The organism is Arthrobacter sp. Helios (assembly GCF_023167125.1).
GTDB classification, from domain to species: Bacteria; Actinomycetota; Actinomycetes; order Actinomycetales; family Micrococcaceae; genus Arthrobacter_B; species Arthrobacter_B luteolus.
On sequence record NZ_CP095402.1, the window covers coordinates 1961110 to 1973668 of the forward strand.

Sequence of the window (12559 nt, forward strand, 5' to 3'; positions counted from 1 at the left end):
CGCGTCCGTGGCGCGAATCACTTTTCAGGGAGGGGCTGGCCTTCCAGAACCCGGACAATCGACGGCAGCAGTTCGCGGAACGCCTGACCGCGGTGGCTGATGGCGTTTTTCTCCGCATTGGTCAATTCAGCACAGCTCCGCTCCTCACCCAGCGGCTGCAGGACCGGGTCGTAGCCAAACCCGCCGGCTCCGCGCGGGGAAGCCAGCAGGGTGCCGCGCAGCTCGCCGCGCTCCACTGTCTCTCCCGCCCCGGGAACCGCCAGCGCGGCCGCACAGATAAAAGCCGCACCGCGGTGCTCAGGGCCAATATCCGCCAGCTGGGCCAGCAGCAGCTCCAGATTGGCGGCGTCGTCACCGTGGGCGCCTGCCCAGCGGGCGGAGAAAATCCCAGGCGCTCCACCTAGGACATCCACGGCCAGCCCGGAATCGTCCGCGATGGCCGGCAGCCCGGTCGCCTCGGCCACGGCCCGGGCCTTCAGCAGCGAGTTGGCTTCGAACGTCACACCCGTCTCCGGCACGTCTGGAGCTCCGGCGGCCGCAGCGTCGATCACCTGGGTGTCGACGTCGAGGCCTGCAATCCGGCCACGCAGCAGTTCGCGCAGCTCCCGCAGTTTTCCCTCGTTCCGGGTGGCGAGCACCAGCCGGGGTTCGACGGCGCTCACTGGCCTTCGAGGGTACGCCGCTGGATTTCGGCGAGCTGGGAGGTGCCGTGCAGGGCGAGGTCAAGCAGGGCATCGAGTTCAGCGCGGTCGAAGGGTGCGCCTTCTGCGGTGCCCTGGACTTCCACGAATTTGCCGCTGCCGGTCACCACAACGTTCATGTCGGTTTCGGCGCGGACGTCTTCAACGTAGGGCAGGTCCAGCATGGGGACACCGTCGATGATGCCGACGCTGACTGCGGCCACCGTGTCCAGCAGTGGCTGGGAGCTGCGGGCAATCAGTTTGTTGTCCTTGGCCCAGGTAAGTGCGTCTGCCAGCGCCACATAGGCTCCGGTGATTGCCGCGGTGCGGGTGCCGCCGTCGGCCTGCAGGACATCGCAGTCCAGCACGATGGTGTTTTCGCCGAGCGCCTTGGTGTCGATGATCGAACGCAGTGAGCGGCCGATCAGGCGGGAGATTTCGTGGGTCCGCCCGCCGAGCTTGCCCTTGACCGACTCGCGGGCGTTGCGGGTGTTTGTGGCCCGGGGCAGCATCGCGTATTCAGCCGTGACCCAGCCCTTGCCTTCGCCCTTCAGCCAGCGCGGCACCCCGGCGGTCAGGGACGCGGTGCAGAGCACCTTGGTGCCGCCGAATTCGATCAGCGCCGATCCTTCGGCCTGGGTGGACCAGCCGCGCGTAATGGTGATGCTGCGGAGCTCGTCGGGGGCGCGGCCGTCGGCACGCAGCGGGGCTGCTGCGGACAGGGAGGAATTCGGGGCTGTAGTCATGTGCCCAGTCTATCGCCGCACCAGGGGCGCCCCGGCGTAGCCGGTTTTCAGAGCGGCTGGGCCCGTTCAGCGGCCAGCGGCGGCGTGAAGGCGGATCCAACGTCGTAGGACACACCGGCGACGGCGACGGCGAGGTCGCCCTCGTAGGTTTCGCGGGCTTCCATCACGGCAGTGCGAACATCGTTCCAGACCGGAAGATGGGTCAGCAGCAGGCGCCGGGCGCGGGCAGCGGTTGCGGCTGCGCCGGCGCGCTTGCCGGTCAGGTGCACGCCCTTGATGGCGTCGTCGCGGCCTTCCTGGAAGGCCGCTTCGCACAGGAACACGTCGCTGTCCCGGGCAGCTTCCTCCAGTCCGGGGCAGCTGTCCGTGTCCCCGGAGTACGCCAGCGAGCGGGTGACTTCGGTTCCGTCCTCCGTTTTCACGGTGGCTTCCACCCGCAGGGCGTAGGCCTCGTCAGCCGGGTGGCTGACCGGGTACGGAGTCACGGTGAAGGGTCCTATCTGCACCGGTTCCCCGGCCGTCCAGGTGTGGAACTCGAAGTCTTCGTGCATCCCGGGATCGGGGTCGAGGCCGTAGGCCACCGCGATCCGGTCCGCTGTGGCGGAAGGCCCGAACACCTTGACCCGGTCCCGGTTCCAGCCGGTCGGGTCCCAGTGAACGGCGACGTGCAGCCCGCACAGGTCCATGAAATGGTCCGGATGCAGGTGGGTGATCAGCACCGCGTCGATGTCGCGGAGATCCATATAGCGCTGCAGGGTGCCCAGCGAGCCGTTGCCCAGGTCCAGCAGGATGCGCCAGGTGCGTTCGCCGTCGTCTGCGGTCACCAGGTAACAGGACGCCGGGGACGCCGGGCCGGGAAAGGAGCCGGAGCAGCCCACGATTGTCAGTTTCATCGCGTTCCGTTCCGCAGGGTGCCGGGCGCTGTGCGTTTCCGGGCCTGTTGACGCGCTGCGGCAATCATTTCCGGCGTAATCCGGGCCAGGACGCCGGTGGGATACCGGGCGGCCACGGAATCGGCATGCTCGACGCGCAGGACTTCGGGTCCGAGGAAACGCCGGGCAAGGAGTTCAAACGAAGCTGCGTCGCCGGTGGCCACGAAGCGGTGGTTTGGCGGCGTCGCCGATTTCCGCGCCAGACCGTGTGTGAGCAGGGACCGGTAGACGTCTTTGGCGGTTTCCTCGGCACTGGACACCAGGGTGACGCCGTCGCCCATCACATAGGAGATGACGCCGGTCAGCAGCGGGTAGTGCGTGCAGCCCAGGACCAGTGTGTCGACGCCGCGTTCCTTCAGCGGGGCCAGGTACTCCTCAGCCACCTCAAGCAGTTCCGGACCCGCGGTGACTCCGGCTTCGACGTACTCCACGAAGGCGGGGCAGGCAACGGAGGACACTTCCAGGTGCGGCGCAGCGGCGAAGGTGTCGTCGTAGGCCCGGGAGCCCACGGTGGCCGCGGTGCCGATGACGCCGATGCGCCCGGTGCGGGTGGCTGCGACCGCCCGGCGCACAGCCGGCTGGATCACCTCGATCACAGGGATGCCGTAGCGGCCGGTGTAGCGTTCGCGGGCGTCGCGGAGGACGGCGGCGGATGCGGAGTTGCAGGCAATGACCAGCAGCTTCACTCCGGCGTCCACCAGCTCGTCCATCACACCCAGCGCGAAGGCGCGGACGTCGGCGATGGGCAGCGGACCGTAGGGGCCGTTCGCGGTGTCCCCGACGTACAGGATGGATTCATTCGGCAGCTGGTCAATGACCGCACGGGCCACGGTGAGGCCGCCGACGCCGGAGTCGAAAATGCCGATCGGCGCGTCAGTGGTCTTCGGCAGGGCGTCCAGCAGCTGCGGGCTGCCCGGGTGGTCAGAGCTCATGATGTATCGACAATAGTCCCCGGCTGCGGCCGGGCGCACCAGGAGGCCCGTGGCCTTTGTCACACTCAGTCGCCGGGCAGGGTGTCCAGCAGTGCCTTCATCAGGGTTTCCTGCAGCCAGGTGGCGAAGTTGTAGACCAGGGCCAGGTAATCGTCGACGTCCTGTGCGTCGGAGGGCTCCGTAATGGAGTGCAGCGCCTCGGCGTCCTCATCCGTGGCCAGCCCCAGCCTCGTCCCGAGCACCAGCCGGACGTCGTTCAGCGCCCGCGCAAAGTGCCTGGCCTGCTCGGCATCCAGGTGCAGCGGACTTGATTCCAGCGCCATGGATGCGGCCCGCAGGGCGCCGATCTTCCCCTCCCGCAGCGACCGCTCGGTCAGCCGGCGGAACTCCAGGGCGTCGTCGTCGCTGCCCTGGACACCGTCCGGCAGCAGCCGCAGCAGCGCCGGATCCCCAGGCACTTCGGCGCTGCTGTCCAAGCCGACCAGCGCGGCGAGCGGGTCTTCGTGCGACGGGGTTTCGGGCTCAAGCATGCCGGCCACGTCGGCGAACAGGCCGCGGAGCAGGTCCCGCTCCCCCGGCTCCAGCGTGGCGGTGATGCCCTTGCGGGTGAGCTTGAATCCGGTTGTCAAAAGGCAAATCTCCTATGAATTGGCTGCCCTGCTAGGGCTGGTCGGCTTTCTGGAACGTGGCCCAGAGACCATAGGAGTGCAGCGCCAGCGTGTGGCGTTCGGCTTCCTCCCGTGAGCCTGTGGCGACGACTGATTTGCCGTCATGGTGCACCTGCAGCATCAGCTTGTTGGCTTTGGCTTCCGAGTACCCGAAATAGCTCTGGAAAACGTAGCTCACGTAGCTCATCAGATTCACCGGATCGTTCCAGACAAGCACCACCCACGGGACATCGCTGAAGGTCAGTTCCTCGGTCCGGGAATCAGTTTCTGTCCCGGTACCCGGGAGGGTGGCAACGCTCATGGTGCCAATTGTAGTTTGGTGCCGGCGCGCAGGTGCGACGCCGGCAACCCGGGGAGACTTCCGACGCGGCCGGGCCGGGCGGCGGGTTAGAGTTTTGGGTGTGAACAGTCCCATCGCGTGGCAGCACCCCAACACTGCCCTGTACACCGACCATTACGAGCTGACGATGCTCCAGGCCGCGCTCCACGCCGGCACCGCCGGCCGGCGGTCGGTCTTCGAAGCCTTTGCCCGCAAGCTTCCCGACGGCCGCCGCTACGGCATCGTTGCCGGAACCGGCCGGCTGCTGGAGGCGCTGCCCCGCTTCCGTTTCGAGGAGCCCCAGCTGGAGTTCCTGGGGTCAACCGGCGTCGTCGATGACCAAACGCTCGCCTGGCTGGCGGACTTCCGGTTTACCGGCAGCATCCACGGCTATGCCGAGGGCGAGGCCTACTTCCCCGGTTCCCCGATCCTGCAGGTGGAAGCCAGCTTCGGTGAAGCCTGCATCCTGGAAACCCTGATCCTCTCGATCCTGAACCACGACAGCGCCATTGCCTCCGCCGCCTCACGGATGAGCCGCGCGGCCCGCGGACGGCCGTGCATTGAGATGGGCTCCCGCCGCACGCATGAGGAAGCCGCCGTCGCCGCTGCCCGCGCCGCGGTGATCGCCGGATTCGACAGCAGTTCCAACCTGGAAGCAGGCCGCCGCTACGGACTGAAGACGGTTGGCACTGCCGCGCATTCCTTCACCCTGCTGCACGACTCCGAGGTTGCTGCCTTTGAAGCCCAGACGGCTTCCCTGGGGCTGGGCACCTCGCTGCTGGTGGATACGTACGACGTCGAGCAGGGCGTCCGTAACGCCGTCGCCGTGGCGGGAAACAAGCTGGGAGGTGTCCGGCTGGATTCCGGCGACCTGGTCACCCAGGCCCAGTGGGTCCGTGAGCTCCTGGATGACCTGGGCAATACCTCGACCCGGATCATGGTGACTTCGGACCTGGATGAATACGCCATTGCTGCGCTGGCTTCCGCACCGGTGGATGCCTACGGAGTGGGTACCTCCCTGGTGACCGGCTCCGGCGCACCCACGGCGGGCCTGGTCTACAAGCTCGTCAGCCGTGAAGGTACGGACGGCAACTTCGTCTCCGTGGCCAAGGCGGCCAAAAACAAGGCTTCCCTGGGCGGACGCAAGTTTGCCCTGCGCCGGCTGGATTCCCGCGGACGTGCCGTCGCGGAGGTCGTGGGCGTCGACACCAAACCTGCCGATGACGGCAATGACCGCGAACTGCTGACCACGTTCGTTTCCGCCGGTACTATCCAAGAGAGCTGGACCGGCCCCGCCGCCGTCGTCCGTGCCCGGCAGCGCCACGACGCTTCGCTCGCGGAACTGCCGCCTTCCGCTCACCGGCTGCAGCGCGGGGAGCCCGTAATCCCGACCGAATTTGAGGAGGAAACCCGATGACCCGTGCACTGATAGTGGTTGACGTCCAAAACGATTTCTGCGAAGGCGGCAGCCTCTCCGTTCCCGGCGGAACCGACGCCGCCGGGGAAATCAGCGACTACATCGAGTCCTCCCGTGACCGGTACAGCGCGGTCGTCGCCACCCAGGACTGGCACATCGAACCGGGCAGCCACTTCTCCGACAATCCGGACTTCCGCGATTCCTGGCCGGTGCACTGTGTGGCAGGAACCCATGGTGCGGCGCTGAACCCGGACCTGGACACGGAATTCGTTGATGCCTACTTCCGCAAGGGCCAGTATGAGGCCGCCTACTCCGGCTTCGAAGGCGTCCTCGCCCCGGACGTGGAAGTGCCGCTGGGTGAACCCGACGCCGAGCCGATCCGCGACGCGGACTCGGTCAGCCTCGATGACTGGCTGCGGGACAACGGCATCGATGAAGTCGTGATCGTGGGCCTGGCAACCGATTACTGTGTCAAGGCAACCGCGCTCGACGCTATCGCCGCGGGCTACGACACTGCCGTCATCCCCGACCTGTGCCGCGGCCTGGACCGCGTGGACGTGCGTGCCGCGCTCGACGAGCTCGAGGACGCCGGCGTGGAACTCCTGGACCTGTAACACCTGGAGCGCCAAACCCAGGAACGCAAACCCCAGGAAAAGAGTGCCCGTTTGAGGATTCAAACGGGCACTCTTTGCATTGGGATTGTCTTGGGGACGCAGTGAGGACAGGGATGCACTGCGGAGCGCTATTTGCGGCCGATGAACCAGTCCTGGAGCTTTTCCAGCCGCTTCTGCAGCTGCTCTTCGTTGGCCTGGGCGACAGCCGGGCCGCCGCAGATCCGGCGCAGTTCGCTGTGCACCATACCGTGCGGCATACCGGAGCGGGCCGACCAGGCGGAAACATTTTTCGCCAGCTGGCCGCGCAGTTCGGTGAGCTGGCGGTGGTCGACCACTGAGGGCAGCTCCTCCGGCACGGTTTCCTCAGGCTTGCGCCGGCCGCGCCGCGACAGCTGTTCATGCTGGCGCTGGCGCAGCAGCGTGGTCACCTGGTCCGGGTCCAGCAGGCCGGGAATACCGAGGAAGTCCTGCTCCTCCTCGCTGCCCAGCTCGCCGCCGGTGCCGAACTCGCCGCCGTCGAACAGCACGCGGTCGAAGGATGCCTGGGACTCGAGGGCCTCGAACTTCTGCTTCTGCAGCTCACCGGAGGCTTTCTCCTCCCGGTTCGCGGCCTCCATCAGCGAGTCGTCGAGCCCAAAGCCCTCTTCCTCCAGATGGTTCTCCGGCCGGTCCAGGGCGTGGTCGCGGGCGACTTCCATCTCGTTCGCAAGGATCATCAGGGTGGGCACGGACGGCAGGAACACTGACGCCGTTTCGCCGCGCTTGCGGGCTCGCACGAAGCGTCCCACCGCCTGGGCAAAAAACAGGGGCGTCGCCGTCGACGTGGCATAAACACCGACGGCGAGGCGCGGCACGTCGACGCCTTCGGACACCATACGGACCGCCACCAGCCAGCGCTGGGTTCCGGCAGAAAACTCGTCGATCTTGTCTGAGGCCTTGGCGTCGTCGGACAGAATCACGGTGGGAGACTCCCCGGTGATCTTCTTCAGCTGGCCGGCATAGGCACGGGCATCTTCGTGGTCCGTGGCAATGACCATCGCCCCGGCGTCGGGAACCGTCCGCCGGACTTCGCTGAGCCTCCGGTCCGCTGCCGCCAGCACAGCCGGGATCCATTCCCCGGCCGGGTTGAGGGCTGTACGCCAGGCATGGGCAGTGATGTCCTTGGTGACTGCCGCTTCGCCAAGCGACGCCGCCATTTCCTCACCGGCGCTGGTCCGCCAGCGCATCTGCCCGGAGTACGCCATGAACATCACCGGCCGGACCACATGGTCCTTCAGGGCCTGGCCGTAGCCGTAGGTGTAGTCGGCCTTGGAGCGCCGGATCCCGGCGCCGTCCTCCTGGTACTCCACGAACGGAATGGGCGCCGTGTCAGAGCGGAACGGGGTTCCGGTCAGCGAGAGCCGCTTGGTGGCGGGCTCAAAAGCTTCCCGGATGCCGTCGCCCCATGACAGGGCGTCGCCGCCGTGGTGGATCTCGTCCAGGATCACCAGTGTGCGGGCAGCTTCGGTCTTGGCCCGGTGCAGCATCGGTTTACTGGCTACCTGGGCATAGGTGACCGCAACGCCGATGAACCCGTGGCCGTGCCGGCCGTCCGCGTTCTTGAAATTGGGGTCGAGGGCCAGGCCCACCCGGGCGGCCGCATCGGCCCACTGCCGTTTGAGGTGGTCGGTGGGCGCAACGACGGTGATCCGGTTGACGATGCCGCGGTCCACGAGCTCCGTAGCCACCCGCAGGGCGAAGGTCGTTTTACCGGCACCGGGGGTAGCGACGGCAAGGAAATCGCTGTCATTTTTGGCGAAGTACTTTTCCAGTGCTTCGGCCTGCCATTGCCGCAGCTTCGGAGCCGTCCCCCAGGCCGCGCGTTCAGGGTAGGCAGGGGGCAGGGCTGTTCCGCCGCCGAAAAGGGTATCGGGACTCACGCTTGGGAAGGCACCTTTCCGGTACTTGGTCGAACAATTGCACTGCGGATCCCGGCTGCCGTACCAATGACGGCGAAAACAGCCAGGAACAGCCACATCACGGCGAAGGACGTTCCTTCCTGGGACGTCCCGGGCTGGGCGAGGACGGCGAATAGTGCGCCGCCCACAGTGGTTCCTGCCACGGCACCCACCTGGTCGGACAGCTGCAGGGACGCCGAGTTCCTGCCGCGGTCGGCCGCTGAGGAGGCGTCCAGGACCATCACCGAGGTGCTGGACAGGGCCGCTCCCATCGCTACTCCGGCCAATGACCAGACGATAACCAGCAGCCAGAACGGAGCCTGGGCTCCGGCCAGCAGGCCGGTGCCGCCCACCGCGAGGGCAAGGAGGCCGGATCCGCCGGCCAGCAGCAGGTAACGCCGCCGGGTGATCCTCGCCTGCACGAAGGCTCCAATGGCCCAGCCTACCGCGCCGACCGTCAGCGCGATTCCGGCCGTGGCCGGGCTCACGCCGTAAACGGCCAGGAGCATCACGGGCATAAAGGCTTCGGCGGCAACGAACGCCGCGTTGATCAATCCGCGTGTCGCAATCACCGAGGGGAGCCCGCGCCGCAGCCACAGCGTGCCCGCCGGAAGCAGCGCCACCAGCGCGGCCGCGGCGGCAGCGATTCCGGCCGCGGTGACGGCAAGGGCAGCCACGGATCCGGTTGATGCTGCCGCGTTTCCGGCCCACTGCGCGGCGAAGACTCCGGCGGCAAGGAAGATCCCCCACAGCCCGCGCCGCCGGCCCAGGGCCCGGTCGAGGGCAGGGTTGTCCGGTGCCCCGAGATGCCTCACGCGCGGCCAGACCAGTGCCGCGGCCACCAGCACGATGGGAATCGCGACGGCGAAGACCCAGCGCCAGCTTAGGTACTGCGCCAGCAGGCCGGCTGCCAGCGGCCCGATCATGGAGGGAAGAATCCACGCCGCGGAAACCCAGCCAAAGACCACCGGCTGCAGCTTCGAGGGATATACCTCGCCGATGATCACATACAGCGCCACCACCATGGCACCGCTGCCCAGTCCGGACACCGCCCGGCCCGCAGTGACCTGCCAGAACTCGCCGGCCAGGGAGGACATAACCAGCCCCGCGACCAGCAGCGCCATACCCGCCACCAGCGGGCGGCGCGGCCCCTCGGCGTCGCATCTGGAGCCGGCCAGGACAGAACCCAGCAGGGACGCGGTGAGGAACATGGAGAACGCCAGGCCGTAACCGGTTCCGGCGCCCAGCTCCTCGGCGACCACAGGCATCGCCGTCGTAACGGCCATGGCTTCGAAGGCCGCGCACGTCACGATCGCGATCACGCCCAGGGTCAGCGGACGGTACGCAGCGGACATGGCGCCCGCAGGCCGGCCCTCGGGCAGGGGATCACTCATGGAGGCATCGGGGCTTACTGCCGTCTCACAGGTTCGACGGCGACGAAGGGCTTTCGGGGCAGGCTGCGGCTACTTGTCGCCGGAGTCCTTACCCGGACGAAGACCTTCGTAGATTTCCTTGCATTCCGGGCAGACCGGGAACTTTTTGGGATCGCGTCCCGGGGTCCAGACCTTGCCGCAGAGGGCGATCACGGGTTCACCCGAAAGGGCGGATTCCATGATCTTTTCCTTGCGGACGTAGTGCGAGAACCGTTCGGCGTCTCCGGGTTCAACGAGTTCACGCTGCTCTTCGCGCTCAATGACGGCGGTGGAAGAACCGCTGTCCGCCCGGCGCATTGGATCGGATTCGAAGGGATCAGGAGGCAGAGTCATGCAACCCATCTTAGTACCCGGGCCGCCGGCTACTTGTTGACCGAAACAGCCAAAAGCACTTCCGGACCCCGCCGGTCCAGCCAGCGTCCGCCGGTCCGGATTCCCATCACCAGCACGAAGGATCCGTAGGCGATTCCCACGGCCAGCGTGACCCAGCCCCAGACGGAGCCGGCGCCCAGCACAAAGGCGAGGGCCGGTGCCAGCAGCGGCAGGGCGAGGACCAGCTGAGCCAGCAGCCACAGTCCCTGTGCGATCATGGTGCGTCCCGTCGAGCCGGGCGGGGTCTTGAAGGCGCTCTCCCCCGGCAGCGGAACGTTGTAGGTGTAGCGGGCAGAGAACACGCTGGAGAGGCCAAGCCCGCTTAGCAGCAGCCCGATGGACAGTCCCAGCAGCGCCGGAATGGCCGCTGGCTGGCCGATGACCACGGGAGGCAGCACCGCCGCGAGGATGGTTGCGGGAAGCGCGAACACGGCACAGGCGATGTCCCGGCCGGCCCGGTCCGCTGCCCCGGTGACTCCGGCCGAGACATGCAGCGCGAAGGCGGTGTTGTCATAGGAGATATCCGCTGAAATGCCGAAGGCCAGGAGGAAGGCCACCAGCGGACCCAGCAGCAGAACAAGTGACGGAAGCTCACCGCCGGTTCTGACGGCGAAGATCAGCACAACCGCCAGGACCGGAACAATAATCAGTGAAATGCTGTAACGCGGGTCCCGCAACCAGTACGTCAGCGCCCGGGCTGCCACGGCGCCGGTGGGGGTTGCCGGGAACCGGCCAAACAGTCCCAGCTTGCCGGCGCCCCTGCGGGTGGCGGAGTTGTGTGCCGGTGTGACCAGGGCACGCTGCAGCAGCGCCTGCCACGCCCAGGCTGCCGCAGCCAGGAACAGGACCGAAATGGCGAAACGCGCGGCCGCAGTTCCGGGGCTGCCCAGGGCGATGTCGCCCGCAACGGCCCAGCTGCTGCCCAGCGGGGTCCAGGCCAGGATCTCCGCGAGGCGGCCCAGGAAATCCCCGGAATCGGATAGGGCCGTCGCCAGGGTTCCAATCAGAGGCCCCACGAGCATCAGGGGGATGATGATGACCATTCCGGCCACGTCCTTGAACCGCCGTGAACTCGCCAGCGAGGTCGTCGCGGCGACGGCAAGCCGTGCCAGCACCACGCAGGTCAGCACAGCAACAGCCGCGGCGGGGATGCCGGCGAGCACCGCGGCGGGGTGCTGCCACCAGGACGCGGCCTGTACCAGGGCAGCGAGCAGGGTTACGGTTCCGGGAATACCGATCAGGGATCCGAGCGCGAGCCCGATAATCATCTGCCGCATGGGTATGGCGAAGGTGACAAAACGGGCCGGGTCCAGGGTCATATCCACGCCGGTGGCTATCACGGGAATGATCATCCATCCGAGTACGGCCGCGGACCCGCCCAGGATCACGACAGTGCGTGCCAGCTCAGGATCGGTGAAGTTCAGGAAGAACAGGCCGCCCATCAGCAGCGTCAGCATTCCTAAACCGTAAAGCGCGCCGAAAATGATGCCGACCAGCTGCCACGGGCTCCTGCGCAGGGAGTTGCGCAGCAGGAGCAGTTTGAGCCTTAGGAGGTGCGCAACCATGCCAGGCCTTCCGAGGTGCTGCGTCCGCCCACCAGCTGGACGAAGGTTTCTTCCAGGCTGTGCCCGGCACGCACCTCGTCCACGGTTCCTGCAGCAAGGACGTTTCCACCCGCCACGACGGCAACGTGGTCGCACATCCGCTGGACCAGGTCCATAACGTGGCTGGACACGATCACGGTTCCGCCGGAGGAAACATAGCTCGACAGAATGTCCCGGATGTTGGCGGCTGAGACAGGGTCCACCGCCTCGAACGGTTCGTCCAGGACCAGCAGCCGGGGAGCATGGATGAGGGCGGAGGCCAGGGAAATCTTCTTGGTCATGCCCGCGGAGTAATCCACGACCAGGGTCCCGGCGTCGGCGGTCAGATCCAGTGCGGCAAGCAGGTCAGCGACCCGCGCGGCCACGGTTTCCCGGTCCATGCCCCGCAGCAGGCCGGCATAGGTGACCAGCTGTTCACCGGTCAGGCGGTCGAAGAGCCGTACACCGTCCGGCAGGACCCCCATAATGCGCTTGGCTTCGAGCGGGCGGGCCCAAACATCCACACCGTGCACCCAGACCTGGCCGTAGTCGGGCCGCATCAGGCCGGTCGCCATGGACAGCGCCGTGGTCTTACCGGCCCCGTTGGGCCCGACCAGTCCGTAGAAGGACCCCGCGGGTACGTCGAGGTTGATCCCGTTCACGGCGATTTTTTCGCCGAACCGCTTAGCCAGGCCGCGGATGGCCAGGGCCGGGGCCTGAGCCGGGGCGCCGCCGGGACTGTTCGGGGCAGCGCCTGGCTCCGCTGCGGCAGCCTGCGCCGGGAAGGTATCCGGCCCGTTCTGGGGGGTTGGACGCTCGGGTGTCTCGCTCATAGCTGTAACGCTAGCAACTCTGACCCCGCGTGCCCTCCGCCTTGTGAACTAAATCCCTGGCCGCCGCGGCGCGCAGAACCCGGCCGTGGGGAC

General features: G+C 67.3%; 13 protein-coding genes. 2 read left to right on the forward strand and 11 right to left on the reverse strand.

All coding sequences use genetic code 11. The features are described 5' to 3' along the window. Positions 1 to 17 precede the first annotated feature (17 nt). The 6 genes from rdgB to clpS all read right to left on the reverse strand — a co-directional run bounded on the left by rdgB (position 18) and on the right by clpS (position 4259). Positions 18 to 662, reverse strand: a complete 645-nt coding sequence (gene rdgB, locus ArtHe_RS08790; protein WP_248316446.1) for an RdgB/HAM1 family non-canonical purine NTP pyrophosphatase — start codon at positions 660 to 662, stop codon at positions 18 to 20. Then, complete coding sequence (gene rph, locus ArtHe_RS08795) at positions 659 to 1426, reverse strand: ribonuclease PH (RefSeq protein WP_281352974.1); 768 nt, start codon at positions 1424 to 1426, stop codon at positions 659 to 661. Before rph ends, rdgB begins: the two co-directional genes overlap by 4 nt. A 47-nt stretch (positions 1427 to 1473) precedes the next feature. Further along, positions 1474 to 2319, reverse strand: coding sequence for an MBL fold metallo-hydrolase (locus ArtHe_RS08800; protein ID WP_248316447.1), 846 nt, complete (start codon positions 2317 to 2319; stop codon positions 1474 to 1476). Further along, a complete protein-coding gene (gene murI, locus ArtHe_RS08805; protein WP_248316448.1) occupies positions 2316 to 3290 on the reverse strand; it encodes a glutamate racemase in 975 nt (324 codons plus the stop codon). Before murI ends, ArtHe_RS08800 begins: the two co-directional genes overlap by 4 nt. A gap of 65 nt (positions 3291 to 3355) precedes the next feature. Then, the gene (locus ArtHe_RS08810; protein ID WP_248316450.1) at positions 3356 to 3919 is read right to left on the reverse strand and encodes a DUF2017 domain-containing protein; all 564 of its coding nucleotides are present in this window, start codon (positions 3917 to 3919) and stop codon (positions 3356 to 3358) included. A 31-nt stretch (positions 3920 to 3950) separates the two neighbouring features. Further along, complete coding sequence (gene clpS / locus ArtHe_RS08815; protein ID WP_066295441.1) at positions 3951 to 4259, reverse strand: ATP-dependent Clp protease adapter ClpS; 309 nt, start codon at positions 4257 to 4259, stop codon at positions 3951 to 3953. A 100-nt stretch (positions 4260 to 4359) separates the two neighbouring features. Between clpS and ArtHe_RS08820 the strand changes: the two genes are divergently transcribed. Together ArtHe_RS08820 and ArtHe_RS08825 are read left to right on the forward strand one after the other, a co-directional pair. Beyond that, positions 4360 to 5694 (forward strand): nicotinate phosphoribosyltransferase, encoded by a 1335-nt coding sequence (locus ArtHe_RS08820; protein WP_248316452.1) that lies wholly within the window; start codon positions 4360 to 4362, stop codon positions 5692 to 5694. Then, on the forward strand, positions 5691 to 6308 hold the full coding sequence (locus ArtHe_RS08825) for a nicotinamidase (RefSeq protein WP_066295442.1): 618 nt from the start codon (positions 5691 to 5693) through the stop codon (positions 6306 to 6308). Before ArtHe_RS08820 ends, ArtHe_RS08825 begins: the two co-directional genes overlap by 4 nt. A 128-nt stretch (positions 6309 to 6436) precedes the next feature. Here the strand turns inward: ArtHe_RS08825 and ArtHe_RS08830 are convergent, their stop codons facing one another. The 5 genes from ArtHe_RS08830 to ArtHe_RS08850 all read right to left on the reverse strand — a co-directional run bounded on the left by ArtHe_RS08830 (position 6437) and on the right by ArtHe_RS08850 (position 12466). Further along, entirely contained in the window at positions 6437 to 8227 is a 1791-nt protein-coding gene (locus ArtHe_RS08830) for a DEAD/DEAH box helicase (RefSeq protein ID WP_248316454.1), read from the reverse strand. After that, on the reverse strand, positions 8224 to 9639 hold the full coding sequence (locus ArtHe_RS08835) for an MFS transporter (RefSeq protein ID WP_248316455.1): 1416 nt from the start codon (positions 9637 to 9639) through the stop codon (positions 8224 to 8226). Before ArtHe_RS08835 ends, ArtHe_RS08830 begins: the two co-directional genes overlap by 4 nt. A 69-nt stretch (positions 9640 to 9708) precedes the next feature. Continuing rightward, a complete protein-coding gene (locus ArtHe_RS08840) occupies positions 9709 to 10011 on the reverse strand; it encodes a DUF3039 domain-containing protein (protein WP_174522102.1) in 303 nt (100 codons plus the stop codon). Between the two features lie 29 nt (positions 10012 to 10040). Then, positions 10041 to 11615: a transporter gene (locus ArtHe_RS08845; protein ID WP_248316456.1), complete on the reverse strand. Its 1575-nt coding sequence runs from the start codon at positions 11613 to 11615 to the stop codon at positions 10041 to 10043. Beyond that, on the reverse strand, positions 11597 to 12466 hold the full coding sequence (locus tag ArtHe_RS08850) for an ABC transporter ATP-binding protein (protein WP_248316457.1): 870 nt from the start codon (positions 12464 to 12466) through the stop codon (positions 11597 to 11599). Before ArtHe_RS08850 ends, ArtHe_RS08845 begins: the two co-directional genes overlap by 19 nt. Positions 12467 to 12559 lie beyond the last annotated feature (93 nt).